Genomic DNA, 22,400 nt, shown 5'->3' with positions numbered 1-22,400 from the left:
TAAAGCGCTCTAGTTTAACCACAGCGCGCACAATGTGATTAAACTAGAGCGCTTAAAAAAAAATTCTTGCTATTTTCAATTTAATATTATATTTACAAACTGAAACAGAGCAAGCCGGGCTAAATCACTCTCTGATCTATCTGCCGCCTTTTCTATAAGTTGGCTGTCACTCTGCATTCACTCGCAATTAAAAACAAGTTTCAAACATACTTGTAGGTATAATAACTCCAAAGAAAAGAGCAATTGGCGGGAAAATCTCTTAGCAGCTTAAAACAAAACAAAAATGACATTTGATTATAATACGACAAGGAAAAAATTAATCCTTGCTGAGTACGGCAGAAATGTACAGAACATGGTAGCCTATATTTGCACTCTTCCTACGCGTGAGGAAAGAAACCGGCATGCACAGGTAGTAATAGATTTAATGGGCTTTCTGAACCCACACCTCCGTGATGTAACAGATTTCAAACACAAGCTTTGGGATCATTTACACATCATTTCAGATTTTAAAATTGATGTGGATTCACCATACCCCAAGCCATCTGAAGATGCTATTCATTTCAAACCCGAGCCCCTTGCCTATCCACAACAACGGATTAAGTTTAAACACTACGGCAAAACGGTTGAAATAATGATTCAAAAGGCTAAGAAGATCGAGGATGAGCAGCGCAAGCAGTTGATGATTCAGTCTATAGCCAATTTCATGAAAATGGCCTACGTCACCTGGAATAAAGACACCGTAGCCGACGAAACAATCATCAACGATCTGAGGGAGTTGTCAAACGGAGAACTGATCCTGCAGGAGAACATTAATCTTAACAGGGTAGAGGTACGCAACAATGCACCTGGTGTTCGCCAGAAGAGCAGCCAATCGAATGCTTACAGCAGTAATAAAGGTCGTCAAAACAATAACAGTAACCGTAGCAATCAGGGAAATCGCCCGAAGAGCAACGGAAAACGTTACTAACATTCAGGAACCTTAAAAAACATTAATCTTAATGAATGCATTTGAAATTCATGGCGGGAAACCGCTTAAAGGCGAAATCATTCCGCAGGGCGCAAAAAATGAGGCCTTACAGGTAATTTCCGCCGTACTATTGACAGATCAGAAAGTAACCATAAGCAATATTCCCGACATTAAGGATGTTAATAAGCTTATTGAATTGTTAGGCGACCTTGGCGTTCGTGTCGAACGATTGAGTAAAGACACTTATACTTTTCAGGCAGACAATATAAATCTTGAGTTCTTCCAATCAAAAGAATTTAAATCTAAGGGCGGAAGCTTAAGAGGGTCTATAATGATTGTTGGGCCGCTATTGGCCCGGTTTGGAAAAGCTTCTATTCCAAAGCCAGGCGGAGATAAAATCGGCAGGCGCCGGTTGGATACACACTTCCTGGGGTTTGAGAAGCTTGGAGCGCGGTTTAGTTACGATGCTGAGAACAGCTTTTTTAATGTTGATGCAACCGACCTCAAAGGCACCTACATTCTTCTGGATGAAGCATCGGTAACTGGAACAGCGAACGTAGTTATGGCTGCGGTTTTGGCTAAGGGTACAACAACCATTTATAACGCGGCCTGCGAGCCTTATCTTCAGCAGTTATGCAAAATGCTTAACCGCATGGGAGCCCGGATCTCCGGCATCAGTTCTAACTTGCTCACCATTGAAGGAGTTGAAGAACTTGGCGGCACCGAACACAGGCTTTTACCAGACATGATCGAAATCGGGTCTTTTATCGGTCTTGCCGCTATGACAGGTTCGGAGATCACAATTAAAGATGTGCAGTACGACGAGCTGGGAATTATTCCAAATGTCTTCAGGAGATTAGGAATTCAGCTGGAACGCCGCGGCGACGACATCTATATTCCGGCTCAAAGCAATTACGAAATAGAAACGTTTATTGACGGCTCTATCTTGACTGTTGCAGACGCACCATGGCCGGGATTTACTCCTGACCTGTTAAGCATTGTACTTGTAGTGGCTACTCAAGCAAAAGGGAACGTTATGATCCATCAAAAAATGTTTGAAAGCCGCTTATTCTTTGTTGATAAGCTTATTGATATGGGTGCACAGATCATTCTTTGTGATCCACATAGAGCAACTATCATGGGGCTGGATAAGCAGGTGAATTTACGGGGAATCGAGATGACTTCTCCTGACATTCGCGCAGGCGTTTCATTGCTGATAGCTGCGCTATCAGCGAGCGGACGTTCCATCATACATAACATCGAACAAATAGAAAGAGGTTACCAGGATATAGATATACGTCTCCGTGCTCTTGGAGCAGATATCAGAAGGATAAATGTGATACCAAAATCGCATTAGCGATATCGCACGTTTATCTGAACCGTTGCTTCCTAAGCACACGCGTGCCGCGTGTGCTTAGGAACTGTTTCACTTCCTGCAATTAATCTTGATTCAAAAATCCCTGCGCCTTAAGCCAATCATCGTTATACATTTTGCCGAGATATCGAGTGCCATGATCATTAAAGACCACCACCACTACATCCTGCTCTGAAAGCCGGTCTTTTAATTGCAGCAGACCTGCTATAGCGGCTCCGGCTGAATTCCCGGCGAATATTCCTTCCTTGCGGGCAATCTCTCTGGTTAACAGGGCTGCATCCTTATCCGAAACTTTCTCAAAAAGATCTATAACGTCAAAATCCACATTTTTAGGCAGGAAATCTTCCCCGATGCCTTCCGTTATATATGGATAGATCTCACTTTTATCGAAAACACCGGTTTCCTTGTACTTTTTAAAGACCGAGCCATAAGTGTCAATTCCCCAAACCTGAATATTTGCATTCTTTTCTTTAAGGTATCGGCCAGCTCCTGAAATGGTGCCACCGGTGCCTACACCTACCACCAGATGAGTTATCTTACCCTGAGTCTGCTTCCATATCTCAGGACCTGTTTGCTCATAATTAGCCTGAGAATTCGAAAGATTGTTATACTGATCTGCTTTCCATGAATTTGGAATCTCTTTTTCTAGACGCGATGCTACGGAATAATAAGAGCGGGGATCTTCCGGCTCCACATTGGTAGGACAAACAATCACTTCGGCACCAAAAGCTCTTAACGCATCCAGCTTTTCCTTTGACTGCTTGTCGGTTGTTGTAAAAATACACTTATACCCTTTGACTATTGCCGCGATAGCTAAGCCCATGCCGGTATTTCCAGAGGTTCCTTCAATAATAGTTCCGCCAGCCTGAAGTTTTCCTTCCCGCTCGGCATCCTCGATCATTCGAAGAGCCATCCGGTCTTTGATTGAATTACCAGGATTAGTTGTTTCGATCTTTGCCAAAACGGTTGCCTTTACGCCTTTGGCAACCCGGTTTAATCTCACCAAAGGAGTATTTCCAATAGTCTCAAGGATGTTATTATACCACATAAGCAAACGTGCTTAACTTAAAACTTTAGGTGCTTCACGGTCAGTCCATTGTTTATAAGTTGCTTTAAAGATTCTATACCGACCTTCAAATGAGTCTCCACGTATGTCTCAGTCACCTTCGAATCGCTCTCTGCAGTTTTGACCCCTTCTGGAATCATAGGCTGGTCCGAAATTAACAGCAAGGCCCCCGTTGGAATCTTATTTGCGAAGCCCGCGGTGAAAATGGTAGCTGTTTCCATATCGATGGCCATAGCTCTCAAGGACTTTAAGTATTTCTTGAAATTCTTATCGTGTTCCCACACACGCCGGTTAGTAGTATAACAAGTACCAGTCCAGTAATCCCGTGAATGGTCCCGAATCGTTGTCGAAATAGCTTTTTGAAGCGCAAACGAGGGCAATGCAGGAACCTCAGCCGGAAAATAGTCGTTAGATGTTCCCTCTCCGCGGATAGCAGCAATAGGCAAAATAAGGTCGCCTATATTATTTTTCTTTTTTAGGCCGCCACATTTTCCCAGGAACAAAGCGGCTTTAGGCTTTATTGCACTTAACAAATCCATCATCGTAGCCGCAAGCGGACTTCCCATTCCGAAATTAATAATTGTAATACCTTCGGCAGCTACGCTCTGCATTGGCTTATCCAGGCCCATGATAGGGACATTCCCGTGCCATTCGGAGAACAGTTGCAAATATTTGGAGAAATTAGTCAGCAATATAAAATCTGTGAATTGGTCAAGGGGGCGTCCGGTATATCTTGGCAGCCAGTTCCTCACTATCTCCTCTTTGGTTTTTAACCCCTTTTTTATCGGAGATTCAACCTCGTTGATCTTCTCAGCTTGTTCAACTATCTGGGGATCTTTCTTTACCTCTTTTTCTTCGTTCATATGTTGATCCTTTTAAACAAAAAATCCCCCGTTTTGTGCGGGGGATTCTTGTTAAGCAACTTTAAGTTTTTTGAGATCTGACTTAGCAAACTTTTCGAGAGCATAATCCAGAGTAATGAAGAGCTCCTTATTCTGTTGTTTATCGGATGGGACCTCAAACATGGCATCTATCATTATGGCTTCACAAATAGACCGCAACCCTCTCGCGCCTAGCTTGAACTCCAACGCCTTATCGACAATAAATTCAAGCACCTCCTTGCTAAATTCAAGCTTTATGCCTTCGTATTCAAATAGCTTTTTGTACTGTCTGATTAAAGAATTCTTTGGCTCGGTAAGAATATTCAGCAAAGCCTGCCTGTCTAAAGGATTTAAATGGGTGATAACAGGTAAACGTCCTATCAGTTCGGGTATCAATCCAAAAGAACGGAGATCCTGAGGAGTGATATATTTATACAGGTTTTTAAGATCCACGTTTGCTTCGTCTTTTTTAACCCTGTAACCAACTGTTTGAGTCCGTAACCGGTTTGCTATTTTCTTTTCAATACCATCGAATGCTCCACCACAAATAAACAGTATATTATTCGTGTTAACAGCTATCATTTTTTGATCTGGATGCTTACGTCCGCCCTGAGGTGGCACATTCACCATTGTTCCCTCTAGTATTTTCAGAAGTGCCTGCTGAACACCCTCTCCTGACACATCACGTGTGATGGATGGATTGTCGCTCTTGCGTGCAATCTTGTCTACCTCATCTATGTATACAATTCCGCGCTCTGCGGCAGCGACGTCATAATCGGCAGCCTGTAGCAAACGAGTTAGAATGCTCTCCACATCTTCACCTACATAACCGGCCTCCGTAAGTACTGTCGCATCGCAAATACAGAAAGGAACATGCAATACCTTAGCTATTGTTTTAGCTAAAAGTGTTTTACCTGTTCCCGTTTCTGCCACCATAATGATGTTAGATTTTTCGATCTCAACTTCGTCTTTCTCAATTTTTTGATTGAGGCGTTTATAGTGGTTATAAACAGCTACCGAAAGCACTTTTTTAGCTTCATCCTGACCAATGACATACTGATCCAGATGTAACTTTATCTCAGTCGGCTTCATCAACGTTAAAGCAGACTGAGATGTTTTACTTTTGCGGGTGGAGAGCTCTTCAGATAAGATCTGATTGGCCTGTGCAACACATTTATCGCAGATATGGGCATCCAGCCCTGCGATCAGCATTAACGTGTCCTGCTTCCCCGAACCACAAAAGGAACATTTGATATCTTTTGAACTTTTACTCATTAGTAGTTACCTTGTTTGCGCCAAGAACTTCATCGATCATTCCAAACTCTTTAGCTTCACTCGCAATCATCCAATAATCTCTGTCTGAAGCATCGTGAACCTTCTGATAGTCCTGACCAGAATGGCTGGCTATTATGTCATAAAGTTCGCGTTTCAATTTTAAAATTTCACGGGCTGTAATTTCAATATCAGAAGCCTGACCTTGAACTCCTCCGAGAGGCTGATGAATCATTACCCTTGAATGAGACAAAGCAGCCCTTTTACCCGCAGCCCCTGCACACAATAATACTGCCCCCATTGAAGCCGCCATCCCTGTACAGATTGTGGCAACATCCGGAGCGATGTATTGCATGGTATCATATATACCTAAACCAGCGTAAACAGAGCCTCCAGGCGAATTTATGTAAATTTGGATATCTCTTTTAGCATCGGTCGACTGCAGAAACAACAATTGAGCCTGGATGATGTTCGCAATATTATCATAAATCGCATCGCCAAGAAAGATAATACGATCCATCATTAATCTGGAGAAAACATCCATTTGAGCTACATTTAAAGACCGCTCTTCAATAATGTAGGGAGTCATCGACATAGGGACTGCGTTTTTTTCAACCCTGCCGATAAAGCTGTCGACATGCTGACTACCTATACGATGATGCTTTACTGCGTATTTCCGAAATTCGTTTTTGTCAATTTCCATGAGAATCAAAAAGTTTGGTTAAAAATAGTTTTAATAAGTGTGCGATGAATCAATTTATTGTAAAAGATAATTGGTCCGGGCACACTTATAACCAATATCTTTTAATTCAGTTCAAGAAATTTACTATATTCTATTTCCTTTGTGTCTAAAGTAATAACACTTTTCAGGTATTCAAATACTTTTTGCGCTTTTACTTCTTCGAAAATACGGTTTGCATTTTCTTTGTTCTGAAGAAATTGTACTGCGTATTGACTTAACTGATCTTCAGGAAGAGGCTGAGGACTATACATCTTAAATTGTGCATCAAGTCGAGATTTCGCAGCATCCAGCACGTCTTCATACTTGATCTCAATATTGTTTTCTTTAATGATCTTATTTTCAATCAAAGTCCATTTAAGATTACGTGCAAAATCGTCATATCCTTTTTCAAGCTCCTCATCAGAAAGGTTTTCGTTAGTTGCTTTTAGCCAACGTCTCAAAAATTCATCTGGCAACTGAAGTTCAAACTTACCCAGACCAAAAGACACAAGATCGTTTTGAAGTTTTTGATCAGCATTTTGAACCATCATTGACTCAAGCTCTGCAGTAATTTTTTCTTTAAACTGCTCTTCTGTTGTTACATCTCCCGCAGGAAATATTTTCTCAAAGAACTCCTGATTTAAATCCGCTTCCTCTAATCTGTTCACATTTTTAACAGTTAGCTGAAAGTTTGATTTCAAATCTTTTGCATCTTCTTCCGAAATGCCGGTTAGCTTTGATATCTGAAAAGCGTCGTTGTCAAAAGCTTTTTGAATATCTACAGTTACGACATCTCCAATTTTTAGACCTATCAAAGACTTTTTAATTTCATCATCTTTCACGAGGTCTAAACGAAGTGAAGCTGTATTTGAAATACCCCCTTCAAAAACAGAACCATCCGGTGAAAGTTGAACTAATTCAGAATAAAGAACGTCATCCTCTGCCGAAACTTCAGGATTTGTCATTTTGCCATAGCTTTTACGCAAATTTTTCGTTCTTGACTCAAGCGTGTCAGCATCTACTTTGATTTGATAGTAAGGCAGTTTATCTTTAGAAGAAAAGTCCAGTTGAAACTCAGGAGCAAGGCCTAATTCATAGTCAAATTCAAATTCGTCTGTATAGTCCCAGTTGAACTCTTTTGCGTCATCAACTTTTGGAAGAGGTTGCCCTAAAACCTCTAGTTTATTTTCACTGATATAGTTGTTAAGAGTATCGGTCAATAGATTATTTATTTCATCAACAAGAATACTTTTTCCGTACATTCTTTTGATGTGAGAAGAAGGAACCATGCCCTTACGAAAACCTGGAAGGTTCGCTTTCTTAGCCTGAGTTTTGATTGCTTTCTCTACACGATCAAGGTAGTCTTCAGGTTTAATACTTACTTTAACCACTGAATTTAGGTTATCGATTTTCTCTTGTGTGATATTCATGATATGATATTTAATCGTTACGTTAGTATCTATACAAAAATTCCCCCCGATACTATCGGAGGGAATGGTGCGGAAGAAGGGACTCGAACCCCCACGCCTCGCGGCGCCAGATCCTAAGTCTGGTGCGGCTACCAATTACGCCACTTCCGCATTAGGATGTTATTATTTAGAGCTGCAAAGGTAGCACTTAAATACAAAAGTCCAAATCGTAGAGCCATTTTTTTTCTAAAAAAACGTACGTTTAACCTTGCTCGCAGAAACGCTGAATGTTAAGAAACTGAATATCAACAAACTTAACGTCGCTTACAATTATTCAGCACATCGCGACTTTTTCACAAGTTCCTCAATATTTTGATGGAGGACCGTAAGATCGAAGGGCTTTGTTACAACGGCATTCACTCCAGCCTGAAAAGCCAGGCGCATATCTTCTTCGAGTACTGCAGCAGACAGGGAGATAATCGGAATATTTCTGACATCCCCGGGCAGTTCGCTTCTGATCTTCCTGGTTGCTTCAAACCCTCCCATCACAGGCATATGGGTGTCCATTAATATTACATCGAAATGCTTTTTCTTTAAAATGTCAACTGCTTTCTGACCGTTTTCAACTATATCAACTTTCAACCCCCAATTGTCAAGAACTTTCCTGATCATAAATTGATTGATGGTATTGTCTTCGGCAACCAAAACGGAAACATTTTCAAACTTACTCAACCTGTTCAGGTCGGGTTTTACTTCGGGCAACACGGTTTCGGCGTCAATAACTTGGTACCAGTTGGTAAAAGAGAAAGTGCTTCCTTTGCCTTCAACACTGGAAACGCTGAGATCCCCACCTTTAAGCTCTACTAGTTTCTTTACTATCGATAAGCCCAGACCAGTACCTCCATACCTATGAGTGGTGTCGTCTGTAGCCTGCTCAAACGAATCAAAAATAAGTTCAATCCGCTCCTTAGAAATCCCTATACCCGAATCGGTTACTGCAAATTCAAGCTGCACTTTACCATTTTTATTATCCAACACACTAACAGTAAGATCAACAGAGCCTGTATCTGTAAACTTGATGCCATTGCTTAAAAGGTTCATCAATATCTGATTGAGCCGAAGAGCATCTGCCAATATGGTCTTGGGAATCGCACCAGCGAAACTTACAGTCAATCCAATCCCCTTCTCATCAGTTCTAAACTTCATAAGATCGACAACTGATCTGGCGAGATGCATAATATTGGTTTCAGATCTTACAATTTTGAACTTGCCAGCCTCCATTTTTGAGATATCAAGTACATCATTAATTATACCTAGTAAGGCTTCGGAAGAATGTTTAAGCAACTCAACACATTTACTTTGCTCTTCATCCAGGCTGGTATTTTGTAAAAGATGCGAGATACCCAAAATGCCATTAATAGGAGTACGGAGCTCATGACTCATATTTGCAAGGAAACGCTCTTTAACGTGTTTGGCCTGTTCCGCTAGTTCTTTTGCCTTTATAAGCTCCGCCTGATAATTTTCAAGCTCCGCATTTTTCCGTTTTATCTCTCTTTGAGTACGGACGATTTGAATAAACGAGTCGACTTTTGCTGTGGTGATGGTCGGTTCCAGGGGTTTATATAAATAATCGACTGCACCTGCAGCAAGGCCCTTCACAGCATACTTAAGTTCTGTGGAAATCGCAGTCACAAAGATCACGAGAATTTCACGCGTACGGGGGTTACTTTTTAATATTTCCACAAATTCGAACCCGTCCATCTCCGGCATTTGCACATCAACAAGGGCTATAGGGATGTCCTGATCCCAACACATTTTTAAAGCTTTATTTGGTGAAGTTGTGGTCAGAAGATTTACATCGTTTCGCTGCAATAACGCTTCCAACGCCACTATGTTTTCTGGCTTATCATCAACTATCAGCAAATTAACTTTATCCATTGGAAAAAAATTACTTATAACAAGATGTTATACTAGTGAAAAAAGCATGGATCGCAACATTGTCAAGAACCAGCCCTCCCCTGCATTTATTCAAAGCAGCTTCAGGCATCCTTCTAACCTCAGCACTTTTAGGATCCTGAATAACAATAAGCCCGCCACGGTCGCGAATATAACACAAGCCTTCAGCACCGTCTTCATTTGCACCGGAAAAAAGCATAGCAATTACATTTTGCTTATATACATCAGACACACTTTTAAAGGTGACATCTATTGACGGCCGGGAAAATAAAACCGGCTCCGAGCTATCCAATGAAAAACAGCCTTCCGGCTCTAAAAGTAAATGGTAGTCGGGAGGAGCAAAATATACAATTCCTTTTTTCAGAACCTCTTTATCCTCTGCGAGTTTCACACAAGCCTGAGACTTAGTATCCAGTAATTCTTCAATTGAAGATTTGTATCTTCTACTTCTGTGAATAATGACTACTACAGGTAACGGAAACTCCGCCGGGAGGGCTGAAACTAACTCATATACTAAATTAAATCCGCCAGCAGAACAACCAATCAACAAGGCTTCAGCGGACAGGATTTTATCTAAAATATTTGAAGTAAGATTAAGCAATTTTTTGATATATATTTTCCGTTTTATCTACTATTTTAAAATATTTCGACAGCTCGGGATCACGCATTGTCTCTTTCGATCCCAGACATAAGAAACCGAGGGGACATAGGCTTTTATAAAACAAATTAAGAACTTGTTTCTGAAGTTCGACATTAAAATAAATCAAAACGTTCCGACATGAAATAAGTTGGAATTCATTAAACACACCGTCTGAAACGAGATTATGAACAGAAAAAAGTATGTTCTTTTTCAATGAATGGTTAATACTAGCGGCTCCATACTCTACTGTATAGTAGTCCGCAAGAGTTCCTGAGGCTCCGCTTGTAACATAATTCTCAATATAATGCTTCATTTGCTTCAAGTCATAGATACCACGCTTTGCTATTTCAAGAACATGAGTATTTATATCTGTCCCATATAGGAACGCCCTGTTATACAATTTTTCCTGAGCAAACAAAATAGCGAATGAATACAGTTCCTCACCGGTAGAGCATCCGGCATTCCACACTTTTATTCTCTGAAAAGAAGCCAGATAAGGGAGTACTTTTTCTCTTAAGGCCCGGTAAAAGGACGGATCACGAAACATTTCAGTCACGTTCACTGTAATTTCAATAATAAACTCCTCAAGGAAATTAAAGTCGTTTATCAAAAGGGACTTCAAGTCAAATAGAGTCAGGTTCCGAAGTTCCATAATACGAGTAACACGCCTTTTCAATGAAGCTTTGGAATAATCCCGGAAATCCAGTCCATGCAACTTGTTGATCCATAAAACCAGTTCGTCAAGTTCTTCAAACGAAATAGTATCTGCACCACTACCTGTATGTAAAAATTCCTCCATTAACCTTAACTTAACCAGACACGCATCATTGAAACAAGTTTACCTACTTCAACAGGTTTTGAAATATAGTCATTTGCACCAGCTTCTATACACTTATCCCGATCATTTTTCATTGCTTTTGCGGTTAAAGCAATTATCGGAAGCTTGGTAAACCTGCTTTGTTTTCTAATCTCTAAAATAGCTTCATAACCATCCATTTCAGGCATCATTATATCCATCAAAACAATATCCGTGTCAGGATTTGCGTCGAGTTTTCGTAATGCTTCGTGACCGTTATTGGCTATTTCTATTCGAAAATCATATTCTTCTAAAGCGCTAGATAATGCAAAGATGTTCCTCATATCGTCATCCACGATCAATACAGACTTGTTTTTCAATGCTCTTTCAATAGTAACTGTATTGGCATTTTTGAGGCTGGATACAAGTGTGCCGCCGGCAGATGTATTCGAATGACTCGTACGAATCTTATTCATAAACAGATTGACCTCATCAAGCAACCGGTCATTGGATTTGTTACTTTTCAAAACCATTGCATGAGTATATTTCATCACCCGTGCCATACTGTCTTTATCAAGCTCCATGGCCGTATTTATAACTACCGGAATACCTGTCAGGTTTTGGCGGCTTTTAATTCGCTCCAGCAAGTCAAGCCCAGAGATGTCCGGTAAGTTGAGGTCAAGAATAATGCAATCGAAATTTTCATCTTCATCGAGAATGCGTATCGTTTCTTCACCATCAAAAGCCTGTTTTACCTCAACCTTCTTTGCCAGCAACTGATTAGTAAGTGCATCACTCTGAACTCGCTGATCTTCCACAAGCAATACCCTGTTTATTTTGTTTTTACCACTATCCTCGATTAGAATATCGAAGGCATGATCCAGTTCATCTTTATCTACAGGTTTCTTCAGAAATCCGATAGCGCCCTCTATTTTTGCTTTAGAGCTGGCTTCATCTTTTGCCGACATGAGGTGAACCGGGATCCTGTATGTTGAGGGATCTTCTTTCAAATGCTTAAGGACTGTCCAACCGTCCAGTACTGGCAGCATAATATCGAGCACAATGGCATCAGGAAGAACATCTTTAGCCATCTTCAAAGCAGCATCTCCATCAAATGCCAACAGGGGCTTAAATCCACGCTCTATAGCATAGTCTTTAAGGATCTCAGCAAAATTTGGATCGTCTTCAACTATCAATAAAGTATATTCTTTTTTAGCATCGGGAAGTTTTAATTTTCCGGCCAATGGGTCAGGTCGTCTTTCTTTAGGTGGTTCAACATTTGGACTATTCCATGCCTCAATTACCACATCGTTCTGTTTTGCGTTCGCCTTAGCAGCAGGGGTAACAGGCAGGTACAAGGAAAACGTACTTCCCTGTCCCTGTGCACTTTTCAAGTGTATTTCCCCATCCAGCAAAGCAGCTAATTCCTTACTTATGGAAAGCCCCAGGCCCGTTCCGCCATACTTACGGCTAGTGGATCCATCAGCTTGCTGAAATGCTTCAAAAATCGCCTTTTGTTTGTCTGATGAAATTCCAATTCCAGTATCCTTCACATGAAATCCTATTACTTCGCCAGTGTTTTGAAGAGCCGGATGTGTAAAATTCACTCCATCAGCTAATTCAACATCAACGGTGACCATGCCTCCACTGGGTGTAAATTTAAACGCGTTAGAAAGAAGATTCTTAATTATCTGTTCGACTCTCTGTCTGTCTGACGTGATTTTTGAAGGAACTGAATGGGCAATATTAAAATGGAAATTCAGTTTTCTGTTTCTTGCTACTTCATTAAAGAGTAGTTCAGTATCCTCTTTGATTTCCTGAACATCGATACTTTCCTGAGTAAGTTCTACTTTACCCGATTCGATTTTTGAGAGATCAAGAATATCGTTAATCAGATTAAGAAGATCGCTGCCGGCTGTATGGATGACACCTGCATACTTAATCTGGTCGGGCGTCAAAGTTTCCTGTTTATTCTCCTGCAAAATCTTTGCAAGAATGAGGATACTGTTTAGAGGCGTACGTAACTCATGGCTCATATTAGCCAAAAATTCAGACTTATATTTACTTGTCTGCTCAATTTCTTCGGCTTTCATCTGGATAGCCAGATTAGCCTGTTCAATTGTCCGATTACGTTCTTCAAGCAGTTCTGCTTTTTCCTCCAGTTCTGAATTTGTTTGGCGCAATTCTTCCTGTTGGACCATTAACTCCTCTTCTGACGCCTGCAGCTGACTTGTTTTGCGAGTTAGCTCTTCATTAGTCGTTCTAAGCTCTTCGTGCTGGCTTTCCAATTCCTCTGCCTGCTGCTGGGTTTGTTCAAATAAATGCTGCATTTCTACCCGAGCTTCAGCAGCCTGGATAGCGACCGCTATGCTATAAACCACTTTATTGAAAAACTCGGCTATGTAGGGGTTTTCTGCGTCGATAAAAGCCAGCTCTATCACTCCTTTAAGCTGATCTTGCAAGAAGATCGGTTGAATAAAAATTGAACGTGGTGAGGTACTGCCCAAACCTGAACCAACTTTTATATAGTCATCGGGAACTGATGTAATTGAAATTCCATGTTTCTGAGAAACTGCCTGGCCTATCATCCCATCCACAGAATAGATTATTTTAGTCGCATCCTCCATAGGAAAAGCATAAGACGCCTTTACACTCAAAGTTTTACCCGACTGATCAGCTATATAAATCACCCCCAGATCGGCTTTGAGATGCTTTGCTACCGCATGGATGATATTTTCTGCTCTTATATCCAGGTTTTGTGCTCCCCGCATAGCAGCATCCACAATAACGGCCCCCTCCAGCAACCAGTTCTGCCGGTCGTTCTCCCGCGAAACAGTCTCCAACTTAATATTGCTGTCCCGTAATCTCTTTTCGGTTCGCTTTTGCAAATTGAATGTTTTCCTTATATAGTTAAGGAGGGTGAGCACCAGACAAAGTATCAGGAAAGAACCAGCCATAATGATCGCTAAAGTTCTGTAAACGCTTTTGGCGTTCTCTGCTTTTCGTTCCTGAAGCAGTTCATTCTCGATCTGCTCCAACCGTGCAAGGCTTTCATTCACTTCAGTCATATAACTTATTCCCCTGCCAGCCTGTATCTCAGTTCTGACTGCTTCATAACCGTGGGTTTCATACAGTGCCAGGAGACTTTTCATATATGCGACCTTTAAGGCTCCGTATTTCGATAGCGAATCTATATTAGCTGCCTGATTCGGGTTGTCTGCAGTCATGTCTCGCAAAGTGGCAATGGTATTGTGGATATAGTCAACCGAGCGGGTGTAGCCATCCAAAAATCTTGGCATTCCGGAGATCAAATATCCACGCTCACTGGTCTCGGCTTCAAGAAGCTTTTCTCGTACCATATCGGCTGTCTTTAAAACTTCATGAGTATGATTTACCATCATATCGGCTTTTTGAAGAGCATTGATACTTATGTAAGAAGCAAAAGCGACAATAAATACGACCACCAGGGTAAGCATAAAACCGCCTAGTACCTGTTGTTTGAAAGAGAATTTCTGCATCAATTTATGATTACCACATCCAAGTATAGCACTTTTTCCAGCTAAATAAAAAATATAGCCACAAGATAGGTCATGGATAGTAAACCAAGGCAATTTCAGGATAAATTATTGGTTTAGTTGGCTTTTTATAAAACTCTTTTAACCCGGGCGATGTTAAAAATGCAATCAACCGATATTAACTTAAAAATATACTTTATGAAAAAACAAGATTCAAACGGCACTCAAGCAGCAATGATATCTGAAGAGACCGGCTTAAAAACCCTTTTTAAAGACGAGCTTAAAGACATTTATTGGGCGGAGAAACACCTGGCAAAAGCATTACCCAAAATGGCAAAAGGTGCCACGTCGAACGAGCTCAAAACTGCAATAGAACAACACCTGCAGGAAACAGAAAATCAGATCTCAAGACTTGAACAAGTTTTTGAAATTATTGGTGTAAAGGCTGCCGGAAAAAAATGCGAAGCAATGGAAGGCCTGGTTGAAGAAGGCAAAGAAATGATGGAAGACACAGAAGACGGAAGTTTGACAAGAGACGCCGCGATTATATCTTCCGCCCAAAAAATTGAGCATTACGAGATAGCCTCATACGGCACCTTACGTACACTTGCAAACACCCTTGGTTTGACAGAGGCAGCCTCCCTGCTTGAAGAAACGCTAAACGAAGAAAAAAATACAGATGTGAAGCTTACTCAGATTGCCGAAGGCTTTGTGAATGAATCCGCGAAGTCGGAAAAAGCTTAAAAGGAGGTAACATGGAAACAAACAAAAAAATAGTTCAGCATCTGAGACATCTTTTAGCGATTGCAAATGATGGCAAAGAAGGTTATAAAAATGCGGCAGAAAATGCTGATGCTCCAGAACTTAAGGCACTTTTCACAACATATTCTATACAAAGAGCTGAATTTGAAATGGAGCTTAAAAGCTGCATCCATCAACTTGGTGGTGAAGCAGATAATGAACATGGCGGCCCGCTCGGCGCCTTGCACCGCACCTGGATCGATATTAAAACGGCATTAACACCTAATGATAACTCAGCGGTATTAGGTGCAGCCATAACCGGTGAAAAAGCGGCTCTAAATTCATATGATGATGTTTTGGTAGAATCAGATATCAGCTACGATATCCGCCAAACTCTTTTAAACCACAGGGAAGACATCAACGAATGTCTTCGAAATATTGAGAAGCTGGAGCACCAATATGCCCACAGCTAAACCAAAAACATGCATGAGCGACTTGCAATCGTGTAGATTGAAGCCTTGAGCACGTTCTTTGTAATCTCAACTAAGAAATCACTTTCACAAAAAAAGGCAGCTACTCTAATGAGGCTGCCTTTTCCTTTTGCGTTAATATTTTAGCCTTCCATGTGAAGCCAGGCCTTTTTAGCAAGTAATTCTTCATCCGTTTCACGTACATCTTCATCATCTACACAGCAGTCTACCGGACAAACCGCAGCACACTGAGGTTCATCATGAAAACCTTTACATTCAGTACATTTATCTGAAACTATATAATAAAATTCATCTGAAATCGCGCCCTGAGCTTCTTCTGCATCTAAAGTAGTTCCATCGCCAAAATCAATAACGCCCTTTAAAGCTGTTCCGTCAGAAAAGCGCCAGGCCACCCCTGCGTCGTAGATAGCATTATTTGGGCATTCCGGCTCACAAGCTCCGCAGTTAATGCATTCGTCTGTTATTTTTATCGCCATGTTGTAAAAAGTCTTTTTCTTAACTTAGTTTTGCAATCGCTTACCTATCGCAAAAACAATGCAAATATAATATAATCTGTCGACTTTATTTTAATGAGCTCCATTTTGACATTACAGCAACGAAAAAATGCATTATTACACCTGGGGGAGTATTTATTATCTGCTGACGAAGAATTGAATGACATTATCCAATCCTCACGTCACTACAACGCCTGGTTTACACCTGATGAAGTTTCTAAAGCGGTAAAAGCCTTTGGAGCACTACTCACTAAAACAAATCTGGACCTTTGGCTGAATTTTGAATCACAAACGGTTCCTGGTAAGAAAATCGGACTGGTACTAGCGGGCAATATTCCTTTAGTAGGCTTTCACGATATTCTTGCGGTGCTTTGTACGGGTCATACCGCACTTATCAAACTTTCTTCACAGGACCCAAAACTAATTCCCCATATTCTTAACAAACTGGTCGCGTATGAACCTTTATTTGGAGAGAAGATCATATACCGGGATAAACTTGAAGGGTACGACGCTGTGATAGCTACCGGAAGCAATAATACCAGCCGGTATTTCGAGTATTACTTTGGAAGTGTCCCTCATATAATACGTAAAAACAGGAACAGTGTAGCAGTATTAAGCGGAGATGAAACTTCCGAGGAACTGAAATTGCTGGGGCATGATATATTCGACTATTTTGGCATGGGTTGTAGAAATGTTTCGAAAGTTTTTGTGCCGGAAGAGTACGATTTTAAAAAGTTTTTTGAATCAATAGAATCGTTTGGACAAGTTATTAATCACCATAAGTATAACAATAACTACGATTACAATAAATCTATCTATCTTGTTAACAGAGAGGCTCATCTTGATAATGGATTTATCCTGGTTAAAGAAGAAACACGATTAGCTTCACCCCTTGCGGTGCTATATTATGAGCCGTATAAAAGTTTGAAAACCGTTGAGAGCAAGCTGAATGAAATTTCTCAAAATATTCAATGCCTGGTAAGTAGTATAAACTTAAACACTCCCATACAACAGGTATACTTCGGGCAAAGTCAACAGCCGAAGTTATGGGATTACGCCGACGGTATCAATACTATAGAGTTTTTACTTAGTTTATATCACCCCTGATTAATTGGAAAATCCTAACTTTGCCGGAATGTATATTATCAAAGTAAAAGGAGTGGCAAAGATCCCGGACTATGTACAGCTGCGCGATGATAAATTTACATTACTTGCTTATTTCAGAGTAGACCGACCTGATAAATCATTGGAGAAGATTGGGCTTGGCGAAAAATCAGAATATATAATGAATTTGGTTAAAGACCTGCCTTTCGGCAAAATAGTGAAATTAGAACTTTAATATGATCGGAAACACTGTTATACAACTACAAAACGTTGATATTTATCAGCAAAAGAACCTGGTATTATCAAATGTTAACCTGCACATCGACAAAGGAGAGTTTGTATATCTCATAGGCCAAACCGGGTCAGGAAAAAGTAGTTTGTTAAAAGTTATCTATGGCGATCTGCATATTTCTTCTGGCGAAGGGCACGCCGGAGGGTATGACCTGAAAAAACTGGCAGAGAAAGATGTGCCTTTTTTAAGACGCAAGCTAGGAATTGTCTTTCAGGATTTCCAGTTGCTAACTGATCGCTCAATTGAAGACAATATGCGTTTTGTAATGAAGGCAACTGGGTGGAAGGATAAAAACCTCATAGCCGAGCGTATTCGTGATGTTCTTGAAAAAGTTGGGCTTCGCTCCAAGATCAAAAAAATGCCGCACGAGTTGTCGGGCGGAGAACAACAACGTGTAGTTGTAGCACGCGCCCTGCTTAACGACCCGGAAATTATTCTGGCTGACGAGCCCACTGGTAACCTTGATCCGGAAACGTCAGAAGAAATTATGTTGCTGCTTAAAGAGATCAGCCGTTCGGGAACAGCAGTCCTGATGGCCACACACGATTATCATATCATACGTACTTTTCCTTCTCGCATAATCAAATGTGAAAACGGGAGAGTTCTGGAAGACGCAAAAATAGTCTGATGGTCAAGGCCAGCCATGAGTCCCACTGACAGTGTGACTGATTTTTACAACTGGCAAAGCTTTTGCCGGAAAGCAAATATTATGAAATTTTCAGATATGTTGAAAAACAAGAAAAAAGCTCAGGAAGAGAGCCAGGAAAACCCTGAAAATAAAACAGATACAAAAATGAATCAAGAACAGGAAGAGGTTAGAGATGCTGTAACGGATAGCACCGAAACAGAGATAAAGACAGAAGAACCAGCAAACCAACCATCTGAGGAAGAAAAGCTACGTGCTGAATTGTCAGAAGCAAATGATAAATATTTGCGCTTGTATGCCGAGTTCGATAATTATAAAAGAAGAACAACCAGAGAGCGCGTAGAATTATTGCAAACTGCCGGAAAAGAGGTGATCGTTAGTTTATTACCGACAATTGACGACTTTGAAAGAGCGTTGAAGTCAATGGAAACTACCACTGATGTAGCTGCTGTCAAAGAAGGGGTTAATCTTGTTCATAATAAATTAAAAAACACCCTGATTCAAAAAGGCCTGAAGGAGATGGAAGCAAAAGGCAGTGTATTTGATGCCGAGATACATGAAGCTATTACAAATATTCCTGCACCATCAGAAGACCTTAAGGGAAAGGTTATAGACGAAGTCGAGAAGGGCTATTACCTGAATGATAAGGTGATTCGCTTTGCGAAAGTAATAGTAGGAAGCTAAAAACATGGCAAAAAGAGATTTTTACGATATTTTAGGGGTAACCAGGAGCTCAAGTGCTGATGAAATAAAAAAAGCATATCGAAAGCTGGCTATCAAATATCACCCTGATAAAAATCCGGGAGACAAGGAAGCTGAAGAAAAGTTCAAAGAAGCTGCTGAAGCTTACGAAATACTAAGCAACCCTGAAAAGAAGCAGCGCTATGACCAGTTTGGCCATGCGGGGACATCTGCATCCGGAGGTGGATATGGCGGGCACATGAATATGGATGACATATTCAGCCAGTTTGGCGATATCTTCGGCGGGGGCGGTGGAAGTCCTTTCGAAAGTTTCTTTGGAGGCGGAGGAGGCCAGTCACGCGGCGGCAGACGTGTAGCACGAGGCACCAACTTGAGAATTAAAGTCAAGCTCACACTGGAGGAGATAGCAAGAGGTGTAGAGAAGAAAATAAAAGTTAATAAACAGGTCGTTTGCAATACATGTGACGGTACTGGTGCTAAAGACCGGTCCTCCTTTCATACCTGCAATACTTGCGGAGGATCTGGAAGTGTGCGCCGGGTGACTAATACCATATTGGGGCAAATGCAAACCACAAGCACTTGTCCAACATGTAACGGAGAAGGAACACAAATAACTTCTAAATGTAATTCTTGCCACGGCGACGGCGTAGTAAGAGGAGAGGAAACAATATCCATCAATATCCCGGCGGGTGTTAGCGAAGGTATGCAGTTGTCCATGAGTGGTAAGGGTAACGCGGCTCCCCGGGGAGGAATGCCTGGCGATCTTATTATACTTATTGAAGAAATTCCGCATGAAACATTACAGCGTGAGGGGAACAACGTAGTATACGATCTTCATATCAGCTTCATTGACGCTACCCTAGGGTCAAGTATTGAAGTACCTACGATTGATGGCAAAGCAAAAATAAAAATCGACCCGGGCACACAAGGAGGTAAAATTCTGAGGTTGAAAGGCAAAGGCGTTCCTGAGGTTAATTCCTATCACCGGGGCGACCAGCTCGTTTACGTGAATATTTGGACACCAAAGGCTTTATCAAGAGACGAACGCGATCTTCTTGAAAAACTTCAAAATTCGCCGAATTTTAAGCCACAGCCAGGGAAGAATGAGAAAAGTTTCTTTGAAAGAATGAAAGAATACTTTGAATGATGAATTATTCATTAAAAAAAGCTGCATTTTATGCAGCTTTTTTTAATCCTTTATATTCTCTTCTTCAAAACAACTTACCTGCACTGGTGTTATAACTCATAATAGTTTTCGGACTACTAGAATCACTACCTTAATGGGATAAGCGCTGTATTTGATGCAGCAAGTTAATTTTTAAATATTATAAGGTTTGAGCATGTCTAAACGGGTACTAATTTTTGATGACGATATTGATATTTTATCGATTTGCACTTACATTTTGGAAGAGCAGGGCTGGGAAGTGCAAACTTCCTCACATTGCAATAATATCATTGAAACCGTTCGGGGATTCATGCCGAATGTCATTCTAATGGACAATTGGATTCCAGACACAGGAGGTGTTATTGCCACCCAGACTATTAAAAAAGACGAGACCCTAAAAGATATTCCGGTAATTTATTTTTCTGCTAACAATGATATTCAGACGCTTGCACGCCAGGCAGGCGCAGACACATATCTTGAAAAGCCCTTCGATTTGAATGAGCTGGAGGCGGTAATAGAAGGCGTTGCGAATGGGAAAGCAAGGGCTGTTTAGCCTAGGACCACTTCAAGTACGTGATGGGATTTGACATTGGAAAAGTTCTCAATATGAAGTTCATAATACTTGAGGATATTTTCAAGCAACAATCTCCTGTCTTGTGTTGATAAATGCATTTCTTCAAGTCCGGTAAATCGAGCACGAAGCAGATCTTTGAAATACTTCAGTTCAGATTCACGAATTGTTAAAGCGTGGTCGGGAAGTTTAAGGGTAAAGCATCCATTCACCAGATCGAAATACAGGGCATCTGCTTCATTCGTTCTATCGGGATAAAATCCGATATACCTGCTCAATTGAAGTAAGAATGAAAGATGAAAGTTTGCCAGTCCCTTTTCAGTGCGGTCAAGCAGTTGGATAGAGTTAAACAAAAAATGGAATAAAGGTTCATCTTCAAAATGCTGTTTGATACTCTTATATAACACTTCATTCAAAAATAGCACCAGAGAACTTTTCAGGACATTGTATGGAATGGTTTGAAACACCGGAACATTACGCAACTCCGAAACTCTTTGTATTCCGCCATTGGGCTTATGGTAAACAACCAGTTCCACGAGATGAAGCGGCTGAAGCATATTAAGCCTGATTTTCGCTCTCGGTTTCTTTACCCCATTAATTAAATACGGTTGCAGCCCGAATTTCTCAGTAAAAATTTGCACAACCACACTTGTCTCCAAGTAGCTGGTTACCTTAAATACTATTCCGCGAGTCTTGTGCAGCATGTAAAAAATTCAATAGCAGGTACTAAATTCCGAGAAAGAAAAACAGCTTGGGTGTAAAAATAATCAGACCGGTAATAAAAGCAAAAACTGCGGTCAGCAAAACTGCTGCAGAAGCCAGGTCTTTAATACGACCGGCTTTGGAATGATAATCAGGCGAAACGAGGTCCACTAAAACCTCGAGCGCAGTATTAAAAAGCTCAGCTACGATCACTAAACATATTGCGCATAGAATCCACAACCACTCAGACTGGGATAAATTTAAAAAAAAACCCAGAAGCACCACTAACACCGATAGTGCAGAATGGACCTTGAAATTTATTTGAGTTGAAAAAGCATATCTGACACCCTGAGATGCGTACTTGAAGCCCTTAAGAAATTTTTTCAATTTGTGCATACCTGCATCTAGGTGTGCAGCACGTGTTTGCGCTTTTTGCTTTCTATTTTGAATTTGGCTTTCTTTTCCTTTTCTTCGGCTCTATCTTCAATAATCCCTTGAGCCTCTACTTTTCTGAAGAAACTATAGAATATTGAAACAAAGCCTATTCCGAACATGATCACACCTGCAATCATTAACCAACCATAATAATCCATTTTATGGTCTTTCATTATATAACCGACCACATTAAAAGCTATCCCGGCTATTAACAGCAATAGCCCACGGCGTATAAAACGGTTTTTCATATCTATCTATTTAAGGGGATGAGAATAATTAGCTATAAACGTACCAAAATCAAGCCAATAACACAATATTGCATTCGTGGAGGCTTACAGATTCCAAGTGTCTACTAAAGCGGACACAAAGTCGTCAATTTTTCTGAACTTATAGCAGTAATTTAAACAAGGTTTGGAATTTGAAGCTTTATTAAATAGCAAATAGTTAACTTTGCAACCT

The 22,400-nt window shown here is 40.8% G+C and carries 22 protein-coding genes, 1 tRNA gene and 1 pseudogene; 10 read left to right on the top strand and 14 right to left on the bottom strand.

What is annotated here, in order from left to right:
• Positions 1–283: 283 nt before the first annotated feature.
• Entirely contained in the window at positions 284–967 is a 684-nt protein-coding gene (locus J3P37_RS18590; protein WP_256012864.1) for a DUF4290 domain-containing protein, read from the top strand.
• 31 nt (positions 968–998) lie between these two features.
• A complete protein-coding gene (gene murA, locus J3P37_RS18585; RefSeq protein ID WP_256012863.1) occupies positions 999–2,324 on the top strand; it encodes a UDP-N-acetylglucosamine 1-carboxyvinyltransferase in 1,326 nt (441 codons plus the stop codon).
• A gap of 94 nt (positions 2,325–2,418) precedes the next feature.
• Here murA and J3P37_RS18580 read toward each other — a convergent pair.
• The 10 genes and pseudogenes from J3P37_RS18580 to J3P37_RS18535 all read right to left on the bottom strand — a co-directional run.
• A pseudogene (locus J3P37_RS18580) lies at positions 2,419–3,390 on the bottom strand (PLP-dependent cysteine synthase family protein); the annotation flags it as partial.
• Between the two features lie 17 nt (positions 3,391–3,407).
• Positions 3,408–4,271: an AMP nucleosidase gene (locus J3P37_RS18575; protein WP_256012862.1), complete on the bottom strand. Its 864-nt coding sequence runs from the start codon at positions 4,269–4,271 to the stop codon at positions 3,408–3,410.
• A gap of 51 nt (positions 4,272–4,322) precedes the next feature.
• The gene (clpX, locus tag J3P37_RS18570; protein WP_256012861.1) at positions 4,323–5,564 is read right to left on the bottom strand and encodes an ATP-dependent Clp protease ATP-binding subunit ClpX; all 1,242 of its coding nucleotides are present in this window, start codon (positions 5,562–5,564) and stop codon (positions 4,323–4,325) included.
• The gene (clpP, locus tag J3P37_RS18565; RefSeq protein WP_256012860.1) at positions 5,557–6,264 is read right to left on the bottom strand and encodes an ATP-dependent Clp endopeptidase proteolytic subunit ClpP; all 708 of its coding nucleotides are present in this window, start codon (positions 6,262–6,264) and stop codon (positions 5,557–5,559) included. The genes clpX and clpP overlap by 8 nt, the downstream gene beginning before the upstream one ends.
• A 101-nt stretch (positions 6,265–6,365) precedes the next feature.
• Entirely contained in the window at positions 6,366–7,712 is a 1,347-nt protein-coding gene (gene tig / locus J3P37_RS18560; RefSeq protein ID WP_256012859.1) for a trigger factor, read from the bottom strand.
• Positions 7,713–7,777: 65 nt separating this feature from the next.
• Positions 7,778–7,862 (bottom strand) — tRNA-Leu (locus J3P37_RS18555).
• Positions 7,863–8,021: 159 nt separating this feature from the next.
• Complete coding sequence (locus tag J3P37_RS18550; protein ID WP_256012858.1) at positions 8,022–9,629, bottom strand: hybrid sensor histidine kinase/response regulator; 1,608 nt, start codon at positions 9,627–9,629, stop codon at positions 8,022–8,024.
• A 10-nt stretch (positions 9,630–9,639) separates the two neighbouring features.
• The gene (locus J3P37_RS18545; RefSeq protein ID WP_256012857.1) at positions 9,640–10,248 is read right to left on the bottom strand and encodes a chemotaxis protein CheB; all 609 of its coding nucleotides are present in this window, start codon (positions 10,246–10,248) and stop codon (positions 9,640–9,642) included.
• Positions 10,241–11,086: a CheR family methyltransferase gene (locus J3P37_RS18540; protein ID WP_256012856.1), complete on the bottom strand. Its 846-nt coding sequence runs from the start codon at positions 11,084–11,086 to the stop codon at positions 10,241–10,243. The genes J3P37_RS18545 and J3P37_RS18540 overlap by 8 nt, the downstream gene beginning before the upstream one ends.
• Before the next feature lie 5 nt (positions 11,087–11,091).
• Positions 11,092–14,601: a response regulator gene (locus J3P37_RS18535; RefSeq protein WP_256012855.1), complete on the bottom strand. Its 3,510-nt coding sequence runs from the start codon at positions 14,599–14,601 to the stop codon at positions 11,092–11,094.
• A 195-nt stretch (positions 14,602–14,796) separates the two neighbouring features.
• On the opposite strand from J3P37_RS18535, the gene J3P37_RS18530 reads away from it, so the two are divergent.
• Together J3P37_RS18530 and J3P37_RS18525 are read left to right on the top strand one after the other, a co-directional pair.
• Entirely contained in the window at positions 14,797–15,342 is a 546-nt protein-coding gene (locus J3P37_RS18530) for a YciE/YciF ferroxidase family protein (RefSeq protein WP_256012854.1), read from the top strand.
• An 11-nt stretch (positions 15,343–15,353) separates the two neighbouring features.
• Positions 15,354–15,812: a ferritin-like domain-containing protein gene (locus tag J3P37_RS18525; RefSeq protein ID WP_256012853.1), complete on the top strand. Its 459-nt coding sequence runs from the start codon at positions 15,354–15,356 to the stop codon at positions 15,810–15,812.
• A 140-nt stretch (positions 15,813–15,952) separates the two neighbouring features.
• Here the strand turns inward: J3P37_RS18525 and J3P37_RS18520 are convergent, their stop codons facing one another.
• On the bottom strand, positions 15,953–16,306 hold the full coding sequence (locus J3P37_RS18520; protein WP_256012852.1) for a 4Fe-4S dicluster domain-containing protein: 354 nt from the start codon (positions 16,304–16,306) through the stop codon (positions 15,953–15,955).
• Between the two features lie 93 nt (positions 16,307–16,399).
• Between J3P37_RS18520 and J3P37_RS18515 the strand changes: the two genes are divergently transcribed.
• From J3P37_RS18515 to J3P37_RS18490, 6 genes are all read left to right on the top strand, one after another.
• Positions 16,400–17,431 carry an acyl-CoA reductase gene (locus tag J3P37_RS18515; RefSeq protein ID WP_256012851.1) on the top strand — a complete coding sequence of 344 codons (1,032 nt, stop codon included), beginning with the start codon at positions 16,400–16,402 and terminating at the stop codon, positions 17,429–17,431.
• A 28-nt stretch (positions 17,432–17,459) separates the two neighbouring features.
• Entirely contained in the window at positions 17,460–17,663 is a 204-nt protein-coding gene (locus J3P37_RS18510; protein ID WP_256012850.1) for a fructose-6-phosphate aldolase, read from the top strand.
• A gap of 1 nt (position 17,664) precedes the next feature.
• Positions 17,665–18,348: a cell division ATP-binding protein FtsE gene (locus J3P37_RS18505; RefSeq protein WP_256012849.1), complete on the top strand. Its 684-nt coding sequence runs from the start codon at positions 17,665–17,667 to the stop codon at positions 18,346–18,348.
• A 96-nt stretch (positions 18,349–18,444) separates the two neighbouring features.
• Positions 18,445–19,050 carry a nucleotide exchange factor GrpE gene (locus tag J3P37_RS18500; RefSeq protein WP_256012848.1) on the top strand — a complete coding sequence of 202 codons (606 nt, stop codon included), beginning with the start codon at positions 18,445–18,447 and terminating at the stop codon, positions 19,048–19,050.
• A 4-nt stretch (positions 19,051–19,054) separates the two neighbouring features.
• Entirely contained in the window at positions 19,055–20,215 is a 1,161-nt protein-coding gene (gene dnaJ / locus J3P37_RS18495; RefSeq protein WP_256012847.1) for a molecular chaperone DnaJ, read from the top strand.
• Positions 20,216–20,408: 193 nt separating this feature from the next.
• Positions 20,409–20,786: a response regulator gene (locus J3P37_RS18490; protein ID WP_256012846.1), complete on the top strand. Its 378-nt coding sequence runs from the start codon at positions 20,409–20,411 to the stop codon at positions 20,784–20,786.
• Here the strand turns inward: J3P37_RS18490 and recO are convergent.
• The 3 genes from recO to J3P37_RS18475 are packed head-to-tail and all read right to left on the bottom strand — an operon-like array spanning position 20,783 to position 22,189.
• Positions 20,783–21,508, bottom strand: coding sequence for a DNA repair protein RecO (gene recO, locus J3P37_RS18485; RefSeq protein WP_256012845.1), 726 nt, complete (start codon positions 21,506–21,508; stop codon positions 20,783–20,785). The two genes, J3P37_RS18490 and recO, sit on opposite strands and share 4 nt — an antisense overlap.
• 22 nt (positions 21,509–21,530) lie before the next feature.
• Positions 21,531–21,902, bottom strand: coding sequence for a diacylglycerol kinase family protein (locus J3P37_RS18480; protein WP_256012844.1), 372 nt, complete (start codon positions 21,900–21,902; stop codon positions 21,531–21,533).
• A gap of 8 nt (positions 21,903–21,910) precedes the next feature.
• Positions 21,911–22,189: a signal peptidase gene (locus J3P37_RS18475; protein WP_256012843.1), complete on the bottom strand. Its 279-nt coding sequence runs from the start codon at positions 22,187–22,189 to the stop codon at positions 21,911–21,913.
• Positions 22,190–22,400 lie beyond the last annotated feature (211 nt).

The sequence above is a fragment of the Desertivirga xinjiangensis genome (assembly GCF_024436435.1).
GTDB lineage: Bacteria > Bacteroidota > Bacteroidia > Sphingobacteriales > Sphingobacteriaceae > Desertivirga > Desertivirga xinjiangensis.
The sequence above is the reverse complement of the archived record's forward strand: the minus strand, read 5'-3'. Positions and strand labels throughout refer to the sequence as shown.